The organism is Vibrio sp. 03_296 (genome assembly GCF_002265885.1).
Genome location: NZ_NPKW01000059.1, coordinates 25,601 through 43,316 on the forward strand (window position 1 = coordinate 25,601; position 17,716 = coordinate 43,316).

General features: G+C 49.2%; 15 protein-coding genes. All 15 read left to right on the forward strand.

Annotated elements, in window-relative coordinates:
* Nucleotides 1-975 precede the first annotated feature (975 nt).
* Nucleotides 976-2,193: an AAA family ATPase gene (locus tag CIK04_RS06980; RefSeq protein ID WP_011082066.1), complete on the forward strand. Its 1,218-nt coding sequence runs from the start codon at nucleotides 976-978 to the stop codon at nucleotides 2,191-2,193.
* Nucleotides 2,194-2,200: 7 nt separating this feature from the next.
* The gene (locus tag CIK04_RS06985; RefSeq protein WP_097353092.1) at nucleotides 2,201-3,175 is read left to right on the forward strand and encodes a ParB/RepB/Spo0J family partition protein; all 975 of its coding nucleotides are present in this window, start codon (nucleotides 2,201-2,203) and stop codon (nucleotides 3,173-3,175) included.
* 98 nt (nucleotides 3,176-3,273) lie between these two features.
* Nucleotides 3,274-5,301: a tRNA(Met) cytidine acetyltransferase TmcA gene (locus tag CIK04_RS06990; protein ID WP_097353093.1), complete on the forward strand. Its 2,028-nt coding sequence runs from the start codon at nucleotides 3,274-3,276 to the stop codon at nucleotides 5,299-5,301.
* A gap of 333 nt (nucleotides 5,302-5,634) precedes the next feature.
* Nucleotides 5,635-5,889 carry an STAS domain-containing protein gene (locus CIK04_RS06995; RefSeq protein WP_011082063.1) on the forward strand — a complete coding sequence of 85 codons (255 nt, stop codon included), beginning with the start codon at nucleotides 5,635-5,637 and terminating at the stop codon, nucleotides 5,887-5,889.
* A gap of 31 nt (nucleotides 5,890-5,920) precedes the next feature.
* The gene (locus CIK04_RS07000) at nucleotides 5,921-6,280 is read left to right on the forward strand and encodes a response regulator (protein WP_011082062.1); all 360 of its coding nucleotides are present in this window, start codon (nucleotides 5,921-5,923) and stop codon (nucleotides 6,278-6,280) included.
* Nucleotides 6,281-6,314: 34 nt separating this feature from the next.
* Nucleotides 6,315-8,429: a chemotaxis protein CheA gene (locus tag CIK04_RS07005; protein WP_097353094.1), complete on the forward strand. Its 2,115-nt coding sequence runs from the start codon at nucleotides 6,315-6,317 to the stop codon at nucleotides 8,427-8,429.
* 9 nt (nucleotides 8,430-8,438) lie between these two features.
* The gene (locus CIK04_RS07010) at nucleotides 8,439-8,945 is read left to right on the forward strand and encodes a chemotaxis protein CheW (RefSeq protein ID WP_097353095.1); all 507 of its coding nucleotides are present in this window, start codon (nucleotides 8,439-8,441) and stop codon (nucleotides 8,943-8,945) included.
* Entirely contained in the window at nucleotides 8,945-9,406 is a 462-nt protein-coding gene (locus CIK04_RS07015) for a chemotaxis protein CheW (RefSeq protein ID WP_026050241.1), read from the forward strand. Before CIK04_RS07010 ends, CIK04_RS07015 begins: the two co-directional genes overlap by 1 nt.
* Nucleotides 9,407-9,414: 8 nt before the next feature.
* The gene (gene aer2 / locus CIK04_RS07020) at nucleotides 9,415-11,838 is read left to right on the forward strand and encodes an aerotaxis transducer Aer2 (protein WP_097353096.1); all 2,424 of its coding nucleotides are present in this window, start codon (nucleotides 9,415-9,417) and stop codon (nucleotides 11,836-11,838) included.
* Complete coding sequence (locus tag CIK04_RS07025) at nucleotides 11,823-12,677, forward strand: protein-glutamate O-methyltransferase CheR (protein WP_095429652.1); 855 nt, start codon at nucleotides 11,823-11,825, stop codon at nucleotides 12,675-12,677. Before aer2 ends, CIK04_RS07025 begins: the two co-directional genes overlap by 16 nt.
* Nucleotides 12,678-12,692: 15 nt before the next feature.
* Nucleotides 12,693-13,337, forward strand: a complete 645-nt coding sequence (gene cheD, locus CIK04_RS07030; protein WP_038939276.1) for a chemoreceptor glutamine deamidase CheD — start codon at nucleotides 12,693-12,695, stop codon at nucleotides 13,335-13,337.
* Nucleotides 13,337-14,371: a chemotaxis response regulator protein-glutamate methylesterase gene (locus CIK04_RS07035; RefSeq protein WP_176463298.1), complete on the forward strand. Its 1,035-nt coding sequence runs from the start codon at nucleotides 13,337-13,339 to the stop codon at nucleotides 14,369-14,371. The genes cheD and CIK04_RS07035 overlap by 1 nt, the downstream gene beginning before the upstream one ends.
* 51 nt (nucleotides 14,372-14,422) lie before the next feature.
* Nucleotides 14,423-15,595 carry a methyl-accepting chemotaxis protein gene (locus CIK04_RS07040; protein ID WP_097353098.1) on the forward strand — a complete coding sequence of 391 codons (1,173 nt, stop codon included), beginning with the start codon at nucleotides 14,423-14,425 and terminating at the stop codon, nucleotides 15,593-15,595.
* A gap of 40 nt (nucleotides 15,596-15,635) precedes the next feature.
* Nucleotides 15,636-15,935 carry an STAS domain-containing protein gene (locus CIK04_RS07045; RefSeq protein ID WP_011082053.1) on the forward strand — a complete coding sequence of 100 codons (300 nt, stop codon included), beginning with the start codon at nucleotides 15,636-15,638 and terminating at the stop codon, nucleotides 15,933-15,935.
* A 14-nt stretch (nucleotides 15,936-15,949) separates the two neighbouring features.
* Entirely contained in the window at nucleotides 15,950-17,626 is a 1,677-nt protein-coding gene (locus CIK04_RS07050) for a fused response regulator/phosphatase (RefSeq protein WP_097353099.1), read from the forward strand.
* The last annotated feature ends 90 nt before the right edge of the window (nucleotides 17,627-17,716 follow it).

Sequence of the window (17,716 nt, forward strand, 5' to 3'; positions counted from 1 at the left end):
GTTTGTCAGGATGCGAATGTTTTTTCCGCAATCCTCGCTGAGTTTGGCTAAACAATCAGCAAATCTATCTTCTTGTCTTTCATCGCTATTTCATCACTAAAATACGAAAGCATGATCACGGTATAACGAGGTCAATATTCTAATGTGAAAGCCAATCTCATCAGATAGTGAACTGAGCCAAACGAGCTTGATCTCCCGTTCTATCTGCATTTGGCCGTAACTTAGTGATATTTTTTCATGCTTCCGCCTCCATCGCTACTTGATCATCTTTCCGTATTATAAGGATCATTGACGGCATCATCGGAGGGCCTATTTTACAGTATGAATTGCCATGATCATCGTTTCGATAGGCGCTCATTATCCGGAAGAATGATCAAAGCATCACTTGATCATTCTTCCAAAGACACAAAATGAACATTTTCCATGTTTTTACGCCATCGTCGAAAGCATGATCAAGCAATGTCGACATCTATCGGGTTGATGGACATTGGCCTCTTTTGCGCTCAAACGAGTTGATTCGTTCTTTTTATAGAATAGGACTGAGGCTTTTTTGAACGTATTTTGTACAAAAATATCGACGCTCGGAATGACTCACTAACTCACCATGTTGCTTGATTGAACAAATGGACCTCGTATTTACCTAGTGGCATAACGTTTTGATACGCACTGTTAAAATTCATCTTACATTGACCGTAGTTTAGTGACCAATGTCAATCGTTCCGAGTTATTTTGACTTTACATTGTAAATATGTGACGTCGTAACATTTTAAATCTTTGCTCCTTTGTTGCTACAGCTTGCTAGATTTTAAATAAGAATTTTCTCAATTAGTCAGTCTTTGCTGTTTTTTACATCATTATGACGTGAAGAATTCATTTTTATGTGATTATTCTTCAAAATGACCGTTCACCTTTTTGTTGTCATAAGTTGAAAGTGCTGTACAATCGGGTGAAAGATATTTCTTAAAGGAATAGACAATGAAAAGAGAAAAAACGATCGAAAATCTCATGCAGTTGGCTGAATCAACCCAACAGGTGCAAGCCGACCGTATTGAGATAGTGCTAGAAGAGCGCAGTGATGATTATTTTCCGCCGATGTCAAAAGCATTGATGGAAACGCGTTCTGGATTAACCCGACGTAAGTTGGACGATGCCATCGGTAAAATGGAAGCGGAAGGTCACCAGTTTACCAAGAATAACGCGAATCACTATTCGATCACTCTTGAAGAAGCGCACATGCTGATGGACGCAGCGGGAGTACCCAAGTTCCACCAGCGTAAAAATGGTGGCAATGGCAAGCCTTGGATCATCAACGTACAGAACCAAAAGGGTGGTACGGGCAAATCTATGACGGCGGTGCATTTAGCCGCTTGCTTGGCACTGAATTTAGACAAGCGCTACCGTATCTGTTTGATTGACTTGGATCCTCAAGGGTCGCTACGTCTGTTCCTTAATCCACAAATTAGCATTGCTGAGCACGACAATATTTACTCGGCGGTGGATATCATGTTGGACAATGTGCCGGAAAACGTCGACGTGGATCGCTCGTTTCTTCATAAGAATGTGTTGCTACCAACGCAATATCCAAACTTGAAGACCATTTCTGCATTCCCTGAAGATGCGATGTTCAATGCTGAAGCGTGGCAATATTTGTCGCAAAATCAATCGCTAGACATTGTACGTCTGCTGAAAGAAAAGCTGATTGACAAGATTGCCGATGACTTCGACATCATCATGATTGATACCGGTCCTCACGTCGATCCACTGGTGTGGAATGCGATGTACGCCTCCAATGCGCTGCTGATTCCATGTGCGGCGAAGCGTTTAGACTGGGCGTCAACGGTTAACTTCTTCCAACATCTCCCTACTGTGTACGAAATGTTCCCAGAGGATTGGAAAGGGTTAGAGTTTGTGCGTCTGATGCCAACCATGTTTGAAGACGACAACAAGAAGCAAGTCTCTGTGCTGACAGAAATGAACTATCTGCTTGGTGATCAGGTGATGATGGCCACCATTCCACGTAGCCGTGCTTTCGAAACTTGTGCCGACACATACAGCACGGTATTTGACCTCACGACAAGTGATTTTGAAGGGGGCAAGAAGACCTTAGCAACGGCGCAAGACGCAGTACAAAAGAGCGCATTGGAACTAGAGCGTGTGCTGCATTCTTACTGGTCTTCATTGAATCAAGGGTAATTAAGTTATGGCGATTAAAACTTCCGATCTCAATGCAAAACTGTTTGGCAAAGCGAACAAACGCCGTGTGGCAACACCGCAAGAAGCGCAAACAGCAGTAAAAGAACAAGCACAAGTGATTGAACTGGCGGTCGCGGGTGAAGAAACGGTGACCTTCGAGCTGATCCGTATTGCTGCCGATCAAGTGGCAACACAAACCTCCGTTTTTGCAGAAAATGCGCGTGAACAATCTTTCTTAACTGAGCACGCACTGTCAGATGTTTTGGCCACGCTACGTGATCGCGGTCAGCAATATCCCGCCGTGGGTCGTCGTACGGCGGATGGCAAAATCGAAGTGCTGGACGGTAGTCGCCGTCGTATGTCTTGTATTTTGGCGGGCCAAGATTTCTTAGTTTATGTGGCGGATAACATCAGCACGGAACATGCGAAGTTCCTCTCTGATGTGGCGAACGCTCACAAGCCTTTGTCTTTGTATGAGAAGGGCAAAGAGATGTTGGCAAAACTGGAAAAAGGCGACGCGGAAGACCAAAAAGCGCTGGCGAAAATGTTCCAGTGCAGCGAAGCGCTCGTCAGTGGCGCATTAAAAGCGGCTTCATTGCCACTTGAGTTACTGCAAGCGTATCCAAATGTTAGCGACCTTGGCCGTCCAACCATCGTCAAGCTGCATAAGCAATATAATTCGTTGGCAGAACCGCAGCAAAAAGCGCTGCTCAATAAATGCCGCACAAACGAAGGCTTCGTTTGGCAACGCAGCCAAGCGCAAGGCGTGGCTCGTTTAACCAAAGAAGTGACGGAAAACATCGAAGCGTGGATTGCGGAACTGAGCCCAGTAAAAGCGAAGGCTAAAGCTGAGAAAGTTGAACTAGTGAAAGATCGCGCAAGCTACAGCCGCAAAGGCAGCAACTTGTCACTAAACTTGAAAAAAGTGGATGACAAAACCATGCAAGAGATTCTGCAGTTCCTTGAGAGCAAGCTAGTTTAACGCCTTTACTGCGTTAGAAAGTAAGTTGAAAAAGCCGCGAATGCGGCTTTTTTTGATCTTGTGCTACCATAACGCGACTTTGGTTTTTGGTAGTGAAGATGAACGCGCAAATTGAATCTTTGATCCACATTCAGCAACACGCTGAGCAAACTGGCTGGCGAGTTGGGGTCGTGCTTAAAGGGCCTGATGACTGGCAAACCGCGTTGTTGCAACGTTTACTATCTGAGCAATCACCTCGCTCGGTGTTTGTCATGGGGGAGGGCATCGCCAGCGCCGACGACGCAACCAAATGTGTGTCAGTGAAGCAAGGTCAACGTCTGCTGGGGCAAGAGTGTCAGTTGTTGGTGGTCGATTGTCGTAAGCAGTTTGATGCAAACAGCTTTAGTGCAGCCTGCGGAGCACTATGTGGTGGTGGCATGTTGCTGTTGCTGGTCTCTGAGCATGCGGCCAATACGCCGTGGGAGCAGTGGCTCACTGGCCAGTTTGAACAGTTGATTCAAATGGGCGGTGATGGCATCACTCATCAGCCCGTTTGGCCGCCATTACCCACAAGCGCAACAGCGCGTTTTGCGCAGCAGCAACAAGCCGTTGAGCATGTTCATCATGTCGTAACGGGTCATCGTAAGCGCCCGTTGTTGTTAACCGCTGACCGAGGCCGAGGCAAGAGCAGTGCGCTTGGTATTGCCAGCGGCCAACTGATGAAAACACGAAAAATGCGTATTTTGCTCAACGCACCCACGCCCGCTGCAGTCGAACCGGTTTTCCACCATGCACAGAGCCAATTGGATGGCGTAGTGTGGCAACAGAGCAAAAGCAAGCTAGAGAGTGAGAATGCGGTTCTGGAATTTGTCGCCCCCGATGATTTGCTACAGCGCCTACCGAAATGCGATCTCTTGTTGATTGATGAAGCGGCGGCCATTCCATTGCCGATGCTAAAACGAATGATGGAGCACTATCACCGCGTGGTGTTGTCATCGACCATTCATGGCTACGAAGGATGTGGCCGAGGTTTTACGGCCAAGTTTTTACCTTGGTTGCAGAGTCAGCGACCAGGCATGAAACATCTTCATCTCAATACGCCCATTCGTTGGTTGCCAGACGACCCTCTTGAGTCGTGGCTCAACGACACCTTTTTACTCAATGCCGAACTGCCGATGCCAGAGAAAGTGCTGCTGGAAAACCTTGCTTTACGTTTGGTGGATAAAAGCGAACTGTTGGCGCAGCCAGCACGCTTGCGAGCCTGTTTTGCGTTGTTGGTTAACGCCCATTATCAAACTTCACCTAACGACTTGATGCAGTTACTGTCCGATCCCAACAGTCAACTTTGGCTGGCAGAATGCAATAGTGAAGTGTTGGGCTGCTTGCTCACCGTTGAAGAGGGGGGGCTAGAAAGCGCTTTGATTACGCAAGTGCAGTTGGGGCAGCGTCGTCCTTCAGGTCATTTAATCGCGATCTCACTGGCTAACCATTTGGGATTAAAAGCCGCCGCAGAACAACGCTCGCTTCGAGTCATGCGTATTGCCGTTCATCCTCAATATCAATCGCTCGGGATAGGGCAGGCTATGTTGTCGCAACTTGAACAGCAGTCAGGTCAGCAAGTTGATTTTCTTTCCACCAGTTTTGGCGCAACAGAGTCTCTAGTGCGGTTCTGGCTACATAGCCAATATCGCCCTGTGCGTGTCGGTTTTAGTCGAGATGCGGCTAGCGGTTGTCACGCGGTGATGATGGTTAAACCGCTGACATCCCGTGCTGAACATTGGGTCGAAAAAGCCGAACGCATGTTTGAGCAGACTTTGCCGGAATGGCTGAGTTCGGCATTGAATGATCTCGAACCCGAGGTGGTTCGCGCACTGCTGCCAGCGTTAGGAGCGAATGCATTGCCCTCTGAGGCTCTTTCGTTGATTCGGCACTATGCGTTGGGCGGTAACAGTTTTGAAAGCGTACTACCTTGGTTAAAGCGCTGGGTGTTGATGCTTGAAGCCAGCCAAGTGGAGCAACTGTTGATTCGCAAAGTACTGCAAAATCACACTTGGTCTGAGTGCGCGCAAATGGCGGGATTGCCAGGGCGTAAACAAGTCGAGCTGCTTTTACGGCAGCATATTGCAGCCTTGTGTCACGAGCATTAACTGTCTCGCTCAACAAATTTACACTGTAAACTGGCTTTTCATCGTTCTCTGGTCAACACGTTGAAAAGCCACTTCCTAGTTATTTCTACGTTGCGAGCCACAGCGACTCAAGTGCATTTACACTGTAAATCCGCGCGCGAAACGCCAGCGATTTCATCTATCATCATTTCTGTCTATCTAGCATTTTGTTTTTTCTAAAGAAAAGCGAATATCTTGCCCCTTTGCTTAAAGCAAGTTGAAAAAAGAATCCTTACTGAATTTGCGTATTAATAAATCCTTTCTAGACTGAAAATATGCACCTGTGTTTATAAGAAAGACAATAAGGATAAATCCATGGAATGTTGGCTGGCTGAGTGTTTGGATATTTCTTCGGTACAAGAATGCCGCTCTCAATATTTGCAATGGCTTGAATCAGACCAACCTCTTCAGTTGATAGGAAGCGAAGTGAGAAAAGTGGATGCCTCCGGTATCCAAGCGCTGGTTTCCTTTATCCGTAGCGTCAAACAAACAGGTTCAACACTCGAGCTCACAGCGTTCTCCGATGTTCTTGCCGAAGGCATCGAACTGCTGGGTTATGAGCTCAATTAATTGGTGTCAGTTTGAAATCTAGGGGGCTGAGATGGTTAAGATTCTCGCAGTGGACGATTCTGTCTCTATTCGTCAAATGGTCAGTCACACATTAAAAGATGCTGGATACGATGTTGAAACCGCCAATGATGGCAGTGACGCATTACAAAAATCCAAAACCACCAAGTTCGATGTGGTGATTTCCGACGTTAACATGCCTAACATGGGCGGCTTTGAATTAGTGCGCGCCATGCGGGCGATACCGCAATACAAGTTTATTCCCATTCTGATGTTGACCACCGAAACCAGCCCAGAAAAAAAGATGGAAGGAAAATCCGCAGGGGCGACTGGTTGGCTAGTGAAGCCTTTTAATCCCGATACTTTGCTCAAAACACTAAAACGCGTGCTTTAACCGCGCGCGGCAATGTCGGACTAAGGAGCGTCAGATGGCTTTGGATATGGAACAACTGCGTAGAATGTTCTACGAAGAGTGCCGAGAAAATTTGGAGGTTTTGGAAGATATCCTCCTCAATCTCGACCCCACTCAGGTTGAAAAAGATCTCATTGATACGATTTTTCGCGCAGCGCATTCTATTAAAGGCGGTGCGGCAACCTTTAACCTGCTAGATATCAGCGAATTTACTCATACGGTCGAGGCTTACCTCGACAAAGTGCGCATCGGCGAGTTAGTGATGAGCAGAGACAGCGTCGATGTATTGCTAAGAAGCTGCGATGGCATTCGTTTATTGCTGGAAGGCCATGAAGCGGGTGAACCCGTGGAAACGGGCCGCTTACAACACGTCAGTGATGAACTTGCTCAGTTGCTAGATTGTGATGATGGTGAAAGCGTCGCGTCTTCATTCAACGAACCCAGTGATTCGGTATCCACTACCGAACCGACAGAGCCTGAGCTTAGCGAAGAAGGAAGCGCACCGGCCGATGATGCCAGCTTGTGGCAAGTAGTCTTTCGTCCTCATCCGACGATTTTTTACAGCGGTAATGATCCCCTACGTATTTTGCGAGAATTGAAAGAGCTCGATGATCAGGCGCAGCTACGCTGTGATGCGAGTCAGTTACCCGACATCCAAGCGCTCGATCCTGAACTTTGCTACACCCACTGGACGATTACGTTGTCAAGTTCGGTCGATAAAACGCTGATCGAAGAAATTTTCGAATGGGTAGAAGACGAATGCGATCTGGACATCACCTTACTCGCACCGCCTGTACAAAACGCAGAGGCGGCGGGAACCGCGGAAAATCCGGCAGTCATCGCCCCTGTGGAAGTGGTCAGTGAGAGCGCTCAAGCGACACCGGCGACCAAACCTGCCACGCGCAGCAACAAAAATGACTCGGCAGTGACCTCCATTCGAGTCGACATCGACAAAGTCGATAACTTAATTAACTTGGTGGGTGAGTTGGTGATCACCCAATCGATGCTGGCTGAGATCGGCAATGACTTCTCCATCGACAAACTCGAGAAACTCAAAGCGGGTCTGGATCAGCTGCTGCAAAACAGCAAAGACTTGCAAGAACATGTTTTGAACATTCGCATGTTACCGATGAGTTTTGCCTTTAGCCGTTTCCCACGCTTGGTGCGTGATTTGTGTGGCCGCTTAGGCAAAGAAGTGGATCTGCAAATCCATGGGGAACACACCGAACTCGACAAAACCGTGCTGGAGCGCATTGTGGATCCTCTCGTGCATCTGGTGAGAAATGGCATCGACCACGGGATTGAAATGCCGGATGTGCGCCAACAACAAGGGAAGGCATCATTTGGCACCCTCACGTTAAATGCGTTCCATCAGGGCGGCTCAATCATCATTGAAGTGAAGGACGATGGCGCTGGTATTCATTGCGACCGCATTTGGCAAAAAGCCATTGAGAAAAAAGTCCTGCCTGCGGATTCTCGTCGCGAGGAGATGTCAGACAAACAGATCGTCAATCTGATATTTGCCCCTGGCTTTTCCACTGCCGATCAGGTTTCTGACATCTCTGGCCGCGGCGTCGGCATGGACGTGGTGAAGCGCAATATTGAAGAACTCGGCGGCCACATTGAGGTCGACTCCCAACAAGGGCAAGGCAGCGCCTTTACCATTAGCTTACCGCTTACGCTGGCGATACTGGATGGTCAGCTCGTCAAGGTCGCCGGAGAGGTGTATGTGATCCCGCTGCTCACCATCATCGAATCCATTCAAATTGACCCTCGCCACATCAAACACGCCGCCGGTGGGGTAGAGCTTTACCGTCTGCGAGAAGAAAACATCCCCATTTTGCGTTTGCAGCAAGAGTTTGCCATGGGTCACAGCCGTGAGTTTCGCAGCAAAATTCTCTGCGTGGTTGAAGCCGCTGGCACGCGTGTCGGTTTATTGATTGACGAGCTGCTCGACCAACAGCAAGTGGTGATCAAGAGCTTAGAGTCCAACTACCAAAAAGTGTCCGGCATTTCCGGGGCGACCATTTTGGGGGACGGTTCAGTGTCACTGATTTTGGATGTGCAGGGGCTCATCACCAACTTCCTCAAACGCCGTACTGAAAGCGGCAATTCCGGCATCGCCGCGTAGGGGGCCAACATGGAATCAGAGCAAACCGTAGTGATTGAGTCACAAACGATGGATGAACAAAGCTCGGCAGACAAAGTCGAGTACCTCAGTTTTACGCTGGCCAATGAGCTCTATGGCATTGCCATTGGTGATGTGGAGGAGATCCGCGTTTGGGAAAGGCCTACTCCCATACCTCGTTCTTCCTCATTTGTGAAAGGGGTGATTAACCTGCGCGGGATGATCGTTCCTGTGATGGATTTGCGTCAGCGTTTTTGCGTGGGGGAGTGTCACTACTTACCCACCACGGTTGTGATTGTGCTGCGCCATCAAGCGACAGATCACGAGCGGTTAATGGGGATTGTGGTGGATGCGGTCTCGGATGTCGTCAGTCTCAAATCTCATGATTTTTATACCTCGATCGGTGATACCCCCGTCTCCGCATTCATGCTTGGGTTGGTCAATGTCGGTGATGAGGTGATGACTTTACTCGATACCGCTGAGCTGATGGATATCGAATCATTTCAGGAGGCGTGCTAATGGAGCTGCAAGAGTATCTGAGTTTTGTGGTTGATGACGATGAATACGGCGTGCCCATTCTTGATGTTCGAGAAGTGCGAGGCTGGAGCGACGTGCGAAAAGTGCCCAATGCACCTGCCTATTTAGTCGGCGTATTGGAAATTCGAGGGGAATATGTGCCGGTTGCGGATCTGCGTGTGCGCTTTCATCTTCCTCCGTCGCACATCAGCAATACCACCGTGGTGGTGGTGCTCAATGATGTGCAACACAACCCGTTGGGGATCATTGTTGACGCGGTTGCGGAGGTGTATGCCCTAGAGGAAGGGGAAATCAAACCACCACCGCAAACCATGAAAATGGAACAACGTTATATCAAAGGGCTCGCTGCAACCAGCAATGGCCATTTGATCATTATTAATCTGGAAGCTCTATTTGATGTGGCTGAGCTGACCAGAACGACAGTAGAAGAAGCGCTAATGTGAGGTCAGGTATGGCATTTTGGAATCGTAACAAGGAAACGCACAACAGCTTTCGTCCGCAAACATCTCACCCTAGAGATACGTTGTTAAACGAAGTTGAAGAGCAAGAAGAGTTGAGTAAAGAGCAGTTACTCTCGGCGCTGAACACAGCGAAAACCGCATTGATGATGGTGGATCGAGATTTCAAAATCACCTACATCAACGAACAATCGATGACCTTATTTAAGCAGCATGAAGGGTTATTTCGTAAGTTCTGGCCAAGTTTTAGCGCCAACAAAGAGTTTTTGATGGGCGCATGCATCGACATGTTTCACCGCAACCCCGCGCATCAAAGGCAACTGCTTTCCACCCCAGCGAACTTACCTTACAGCACTGTGATTGCCATTGACGACGTACGCTTAGAGCTGAATGTGGGCGCGATGTTGGACTCGGCGGGAAACTACGTTGGCAACACCTTAGAATGGCAAGACGTCACCGAAGAGCGCCGCAAAGAAGACAGCATCGCCCGCTTGCAGGCGGCGATAGATCAAGCACAAACGGCGATGGTCATGATCGATCGTGATTTCCTCATTACCTACGTCAACGAAGAAACCGTCACCTTATTTCGTCGCCACGAAGCGGCCTTTCGTGGCGTTTGGTCTGGCTTTACTGCCAGCAAAGAGTGGTTAATGGGGCGCTGCATTGATGAGTTTCACCGTAATCCAGCGCATCAACGAAAGTTGCTCGCCGACCCAAATAACTTGCCATATCGTACCGACATTGTGGTGGGCGACATTCGCATTGAGCTTAACGTTGCGGCGGTGAAAAACGCCAAAGGCGAATACATAGGCAACAGTTTGGAGTGGCGCGATGTAACGGAGCAGCGCATCAACGAAGAACAAGTTGGGCGACTTGCTTCCGCCGTTGCGGGGATGACCACCAACCTAATGATGGCCGATAAAAACGGCATCATTCGCTACCTCAATCCTGCGTTGGAAAACTTACTGCGCAGTCGAGAGTCGGAACTGCAAAAATCCTTACCAGGGTTTGATTCTCGCAATTTGGTCGGCAAAAGCATTGATGTGTTCCATAAAAATCCCGCTCACCAACAGGCGATCATCTCAAATCCTGATCGCTTGCCATTTAGCTCCGATATCAAGGTCGGCTCGCTCGAGTTCAACCTCACTTGTATTGCGATGCGAGATGGCAGCGGCAACTACATGGGGCCTGCGTTGCAATGGATTGATATCACGGAGCAACGAGATGGTCAGCGTCAGGTGGAAAGCTTGATTCAAAAAGCGATTGCGGGGCAGCTCAAAGAGCGTATTGATACCTCGGTTTACAGCGGCTTTATGAAAGAGTTGGGAGACGGCATTAATAGCCTGCTCGATACCTTGGTCGAACCGCTTGATCAGTGTATTCAAGTGATGAGTAAAGTGGCTAACGGCGATTTGAAAACGAAGATGAGCGATACCCACCAAGGCGAGTTTGGTCGTTTGGCCGAAGCGGTCAACACCTCGATTCTCAATATTCGTAACATGGTCGACAAAATTACCGTCTCTTCGGCGCGCGTTGCCACCGCCTCAACGGAAATTGCCGATGGCAATAATGACCTTAGCCAACGTGTAGAAGCGCAGGCGTCAAACTTAGAAGAAACCGCGGCCAGTATGGAGCAGATGACCGCAACGGTGCGACAAAACGCCGACAACGCCAAAGGCGCCAATGAGCTCTCTGAAGATGCCGCGAAAAAAGCACGCAAAGGCGGCGATGTGGTGGGCCAAGCGGTGGCGGCCATGGCTGAAATCAACACGGCCAGTAAGAAGATTTCCGACATCATTGGCGTGATTGATGAAATCGCCTTCCAAACCAATCTATTGGCGCTCAATGCCGCCGTGGAAGCGGCGCGTGCGGGCGAACAAGGGCGCGGTTTTGCCGTGGTTGCGGGTGAAGTGCGTAATCTGGCTCAGCGCAGTGCTGCGGCAGCAAAAGAGATCAAAGGGCTGATCAAAGACAGCGTCGAGAAAGTGGATGAAGGGTCGCGCTTGGTGGATGAATCGGGGGCGACGCTCAACGATATCGTCGCTGCGGTGGAAAAAGTCACGGGCCTCATCAGTCAAATTGCCCAGTCGAGCATCGAACAGTCGACAGGTATTGATGAAATTAACCGTGCGGTCGCGACCATGGACGAGATGACGCAGCAAAACGCTTCACTGGTGGAAGAGACCTCCGCGGCCAGCCAATCGCTCAAAGCGGAAGGTAAAGAGCTGCTCAATCTCATGAGCTTCTTTAGCACCGACAGCAGCGTTACCACGTTAGAGACATCGCCAAGTGCCGCGCCATCGGCAGCAAAAGTGACCGCGATGCCCACACGCGGCAACATCAGTGAAATGAAAAAGCCAAAAGTAGCCAATTCCGGTTTTAGAGCGGAGGAAAGCGACGAATGGGAAGAGTTCTAAGCAGTGAAGTTACGCTTGAACCTGCGCAAGAGTTTGAGCTGACCGATAAAGATTTCAAATACGTGCAGTGGTTTATTCACAAACACGTTGGGATCTTTTTGTCTGACCACAAGCGGGCCATGGTCTATGGCCGCTTGAGTCGCAAGCTGCGGGAAAAAGGGTTAAAGCGTTTTGCCGACTATCGTGAGTGCATTGAGAATAATCCAGACGATCGCATGGCGTTTATCAATGCGCTCACCACCAACAAAACGCATTTTTTCCGCGAGATCCACCACATAGAGTTTCTCGAAAGCCAGTTGTTTCCTTATTGGCGCGATCAACGCAAAAAGAAAGTCAGAATCTGGTCTGCTGGGTGCTCGACTGGTGAGGAGCCTTACAGCTACCTGGCCAGCATTCAGCAAAGTGGCTTATGGCAGGCTGGGATTGATTGCCAACTGCTAGCAACGGATTTGGATACCAACGTCTTGCAACGCGCGCAGCAAGGTATTTATGAAGAGAGCGCTCTGGAGTGCATTCCAACGCGTTACCTCAAAGGCAATTTTTTGCGCGGTAAAGGGGCACAAGCCGGCAATATCAAAGTGAAAGAATGCCTCAAGCAACACGTCGCTTTTCGTCAGCTTAATTTGCTTGATGCTTGGCCAATGCAGCAGAAGTTTGATCTGATTTCTTGCCGTAACGTGATGATTTATTTCGATAAACCGACACAGCAACGTTTGATTGAACGTTTCTATCATCAACTTCAAGATGACGGCGTGCTGTTTCTGGGCCATTCGGAAAGCGTCGGCAGCGATTGTCAGTTGTTTAAACATCTCGGAAAAACAATTTATATCAAAGCGTAACAGCGCTAAGGCAACATGATGCTCGACTCAATTAATCACCATTTTCAAGCCCATGAAGAAGCGTATTACAGCCGCTTTTTTAACGAGCAGCGCGGGCTGCACATGATCAAAGTGTTGCCCGGCGGCGTGTATGTCAGTGGTCAGGAAGAACTGATTTGTACCGGATTAGGCTCATGCGTTTCAGCCTGCATTTGGGACCCGGTTAAACGCGTTGGTGGCATGAATCACTTTCTGTTGCCGTTTCACAACCATTTTGAAGAGAAGCACTGGCATGCCGATGAGCTACTCTCTGGCGCGTCACGTTATGGCAGTTATGCGATGGAGATGCTGCTTAACCAATTGCTCTCGCTGGGGGCTCGCCGTGAGCGCTTACGAATGAAGCTGTTTGGCGGAGCACAGATGATGGGCTTTCATTCGATGATCGGTGAGAAAAATGTCGAGTTTGTGCTGCATTACGCCGAGCAAGAAGGGTTGGAGGTGGTGGCGTACGATCTCGGTGGCTTAGAGCCAAGAAAGATCATGTTTGACCCCCTCACAGGCAAAGCATGGCTGAAACGCATTCCCTTTGCGGAGATCAATCATCTTCGCCGTGAAGAAGAGCGTTATGCCCATACCTTGGAGAAGCAAACCGATAAAGGATCAGAGGTGGAGTTATTTTGATGAGTAAGAAGATTAAAGTCTTGGTGGTGGATGATTCACCCGTTTTCAGAGCCTTGCTCTCGGAGATCATTAATTCGGATCCTCAATTGGAAGTGATCGGCGCGGCTGAAGATCCTTATCAAGCGCGTGAGATGATCAAAGCCTTAAAGCCAGATGTACTGACCCTCGACATCGAAATGCCCAAGATGAATGGTGTTCAGTTTCTCAAAAATCTTATGCGCCTGCATCCTTTGCCCGTAGTGATGATTTCAACGCTCACTCAGCATGGCGCAGACGCGACACTCATGGCTTTAGAGCTTGGCGCAGTGGATTATTTTCCCAAACCATCGGTGGCCAATACCGCCGATATGCTGGGTTATCGCAGCTTAGTGAACGAAAAAATCCGCATGGCCGCTCAGGCGCAAGTGGGGGCGAATCAAAGCATGTCGCCAGCGGTGGCCAGCAGCAGTGCGGTTTCCACTAGCCAATATCAGCTCATTGCCATCGGCGCTTCCACCGGAGGTACCGAGGCGGTGAAACATCTGCTCTCAGTCTTGCCTGCAAGCATGCCACCGATTGTGATTACCCAGCACATCAGTGCGATGTTTTCTGGCCCATTTGCCTGCCGATTGGACGCCAGTTGTGCGTTGAGTGTCAGCGAACTGACTCAGGGGGAAGTCGCCTTAAAAGCCAATCATGCCTATGTTGCCCCGGGTGACAAACACTTAATGGTGTTTCGCCGCGGAGGGCAGTTGTACGCCCATTTGGATGACAGCCCGGCGGTGAATCGACACAAGCCGTCGGTGGATGTGATGTTTGGCTCAGTCGCGGAAAGTTTAAAAGGCAAAGCGATAGGCGTGATCCTCACTGGAATGGGGAAAGATGGCGCGCAAGGCATGCTGCAAATGAAGCAGCAAGGAGCCATCACCGTGGCGCAAGATGAGCAGAGTTGCGTGGTGTATGGCATGCCACGAGCTGCGGTGGAATGTGGCGCCGCCATGCACATCAAACCCCTCAATAAACTTCCTCAGTTTTTGTGCGATCTACTAAGCTAGAAGAAAACATAAGCAAAAAGTTACATAATGGATTTTGTCAGGTAGGCGAATATGGAAAAATCGGCACAAATAAATTATCGAACTCGTTACCTCATCGCGGTGTTTTGTCAAATCGTGGCGCTCACCTTTGGCGCAATGATCGCCAACTCCATGGGCAATATTGCACTGATGATTATTGCGGCCGCCATTCCTTGGTTTGTTTTACCCTCGATTTTTTCTCTGGGCCGCGATGAAAATAGCGAAAGTGCCCGTGTTGAGAGAGAGAAAAAAGCCGATCCTGCGTGGGGGACTGTGGGTCATTTTCTGCAAACGGCGATACCGCGCGTAGAGCAACCTCTGGCGAAACAGAAAAGCGTTATTGAAGCCTCGGTAGAAACCCTAAACGACAGCTTTTTTGGTTTACAGCGCACCTGTGAAGAGCAAAGCCAAGTTTCTGAACGCTTGGTGGACGATCTCCTTGCCAATCAAAACAGCGAGAACAGCATCGCTAACGTCATGCCCAGAACGGAAAAAATCATCAATCGCTACATCGATATCCTGATCAACGTGTCAGAGAAAAGCATCTCGGCAGTCCACAGTATTCATGATATGTCGGACAAACTGGACGCGGTATTTAAACTGCTCAATCAAGTTCGCGGGCTTTCTGAACAAACCAACTTATTGGCCTTGAACGCGGCAATTGAAGCGGCGAGAGCGGGTGAGCAAGGGCGTGGTTTTGCCGTTGTTGCCCAAGAAGTGCGTGATTTATCGGTCAAAGCGGAATCGCTCAATAACCAAATCGAACGGGAAATAAACATCGCTTTGAATACAGTTAAGCAAGCCAATCACACCGTGGGTGAAATGGCATCGATCGATATGACGGTGGCCATCGAATCCAAAGAAGAAGTGGATGAAATGCTGCGCGGCGTACAAAAAGTGAATGAGATGGTGGAAGCGCAAGTACAGCAAATCCATGAATTGGGTGCTCAGTTAGCGCAGAAAGTCTCCTCGGGCATCCGAGCGTTACAGTTTGCCGATATTGTGGTTCAGCAAGGGGACTTTGCCTCTCACACTATGCAGAACGTTGAAGCGCTTCAGCAATTGATCAAACAACATGCCGCCAGCCAAATCAGCAGCGATGATCTGATCCAACAGGTTGAGTCATTGGAACGACAAGAACAAGGGCGTGGCGAAGGGGCAGCGAATCAAGTCAGTATTGATGAAGGCGAGGTAGAGCTCTTTTGAGGGCTTACCGTCAACAACGGCTCAGCTAGGGGAAGGCAAGATGTCAGTGATGAAAGAAGTTGATAAAACAAGCAATACGGTGACCTTAGCAATAGAAGGGGCCTTTGGATTTAACTTGGTGCAAGAGTTTAGAAACGCTTACACCGAGCACCTCAATAGCCAGTTTATTATCGATTTACGCAAAGTAGACTACATTGATAGTGCGGGGCTTGGCATGTTGCTCAACATGCAAAAACATCTCAACAGTGCCGATGGGCGAATTAAGATCATCAACACCTTACCGCAAGTGCGCAAAATTTTGTTGATCAGTCGTTTCGATAAAAAATTCCACATCGAGTAACAGGCGGAGCGGGTATGAAGATTTACATCGTCGATGATCATCCGAGCAATATCGAAGTGTGTAAGATGATGCTGAGCGATCTCGATGCCCGGATCAGCACTTTCAACAGTGGCTTGAATGTGATTTCAGCGCTGCAAGAGGTCAACGAGCTGCCTGATGTGATCGTGCTCGACGTGATGATGCCGGAACTGGATGGGTTTCAGACCGCGCAAATCATCCGTGAAGCTTTTCCCAATCGGCATATCGCCATCATCTTCCTCACCGCGCTCGACGATCAAGAATCCTTCGGTAAGTGCCTAACCTTTGGCGATGACTTCATTCCCAAACCCGTGCAGCGCAATGTGTTACTGGCCAAAGTTCAGGCGCATGTGCGCATCGCCAAAATGTATAACGAAGTGGCGAAACAGCGCTCAGAACTGAGCCATTTTCATGAACAAGTCCGTTACGATTACACCATCGCAGAAAGCATTTTTGCCAACCTCAAACAAGAGATGGATGGCTGCCTCGATGTCGTCTCGGGCGTCGACTATTTCTCCTCGCCCTCAACCGTGTTTAATGGCGATTTGATCATCTTGGCGCGCAGACCGCACGGCGGCATATACGCCATGATTGCCGACGCAACCGGGCACGGCTTGCCTGCGGCGATTTCGGCCATTCCTGCGACGCGAGCGTTTAACTCCATGGCGGCAAAAGGGATGGCGCTGGGCGAGATTGTCAGTGAAATCAACAGTGCGCTGGTGCGTTTTCTCCCGATGGGGATGATGCTCGCGGCCAGCTTGTTTGAAATCAGTGGTAACGGACGTCACATTCGCTGGTGGGGTGGTGGCTTGCCAGATGCCTTTTTGCTTAATCACGACGGCTCAGTGGCAGAGCGCCTAACCTCCACGCATATGCCATTAGGCGTGTTAGAAGAACGAGAGTTTGATGCCAGCGTGATCAGCTTTGAGTTACTGGAAGGACAATCGATCATCACTTACACCGATGGCGTCACCGAATCGCCAAACGAAGAGGGCGAGCAGTTTGGTGAAACGCGCTTGCTGCGTGTGATCGAGCAGCATCCTTACGACATCATTAAAGCGTTGCAAAAGGCGGTGGCGGCGTTTTCGTGTCGTCAGCGTCACGATGATTTATCAATACTGACGCTGAAATGCCCCATTGTTTCGGCGTCGCCAGAAAGTGAGCAGACACGTTGCGATCCACAACTCTTATCGCAACTGCCACTAAAGAGCGGCTTAACGCTGAACAAACCGCAAATCGCTTCTCATCATCTGCTGCCCGATTTACGCGCCATCCTTAAAGGCGTAGTGAGTGGCGGACCTCATCTGGATCTCATCTGTTCGGTGCTTTCTGAGCTATTGGCGAATGCCATCGATCACGGTTTACTTGAGCTCGATTCGAAGCTCAAAGAAGATGCCGACGGATTCTTTGTTTACTACCAAGCGCGAGAAGAAAAACTCGAACAACTCAGTCAAGACGCTTACCTCTCCATCCAATTTGACTACCAGCCGGAACGCACTTTGCTAGCTATAATAATAGAGCATAACGGAGTAGGGTTTGATTACAGTAACCCGGTGCAACAAGTGCAAGAAAGTCAACTGCATGGGCGTGGACGAATTCTGCTTAATGAGCTTTGTGAATCAGTCGTTTACAGTAATGGCGGGAAGTGTGTGACCGCAACCTACCAGTTGTAGACCGAGATCACGGTGATGCGTTGACGGCAAGGCATCCGATTTACAGTGTAAAAAGAGATGTCGGAAATGCGTCAGCTCGTCACAAAATTG

Coding starts and splice junctions, on each gene's coding strand:
- CIK04_RS06980 (WP_011082066.1), top strand. CDS start 976: ATGAAAAGAGAAAAAACGATCGAAAATCTCATGCAGTTGGCTGAATCA.
- CIK04_RS06985 (WP_097353092.1), top strand. CDS start 2,201: ATGGCGATTAAAACTTCCGATCTCAATGCAAAACTGTTTGGCAAAGCG.
- CIK04_RS06990 (WP_097353093.1), top strand. CDS start 3,274: ATGAACGCGCAAATTGAATCTTTGATCCACATTCAGCAACACGCTGAG.
- CIK04_RS06995 (WP_011082063.1), top strand. CDS start 5,635: ATGGAATGTTGGCTGGCTGAGTGTTTGGATATTTCTTCGGTACAAGAA.
- CIK04_RS07000 (WP_011082062.1), top strand. CDS start 5,921: ATGGTTAAGATTCTCGCAGTGGACGATTCTGTCTCTATTCGTCAAATG.
- CIK04_RS07005 (WP_097353094.1), top strand. CDS start 6,315: ATGGCTTTGGATATGGAACAACTGCGTAGAATGTTCTACGAAGAGTGC.
- CIK04_RS07010 (WP_097353095.1), top strand. CDS start 8,439: ATGGAATCAGAGCAAACCGTAGTGATTGAGTCACAAACGATGGATGAA.
- CIK04_RS07015 (WP_026050241.1), top strand. CDS start 8,945: ATGGAGCTGCAAGAGTATCTGAGTTTTGTGGTTGATGACGATGAATAC.
- aer2 (WP_097353096.1), top strand. CDS start 9,415: ATGGCATTTTGGAATCGTAACAAGGAAACGCACAACAGCTTTCGTCCG.
- CIK04_RS07025 (WP_095429652.1), top strand. CDS start 11,823: ATGGGAAGAGTTCTAAGCAGTGAAGTTACGCTTGAACCTGCGCAAGAG.
- cheD (WP_038939276.1), top strand. CDS start 12,693: ATGATGCTCGACTCAATTAATCACCATTTTCAAGCCCATGAAGAAGCG.
- CIK04_RS07035 (WP_176463298.1), top strand. CDS start 13,337: ATGAGTAAGAAGATTAAAGTCTTGGTGGTGGATGATTCACCCGTTTTC.
- CIK04_RS07040 (WP_097353098.1), top strand. CDS start 14,423: ATGGAAAAATCGGCACAAATAAATTATCGAACTCGTTACCTCATCGCG.
- CIK04_RS07045 (WP_011082053.1), top strand. CDS start 15,636: ATGTCAGTGATGAAAGAAGTTGATAAAACAAGCAATACGGTGACCTTA.
- CIK04_RS07050 (WP_097353099.1), top strand. CDS start 15,950: ATGAAGATTTACATCGTCGATGATCATCCGAGCAATATCGAAGTGTGT.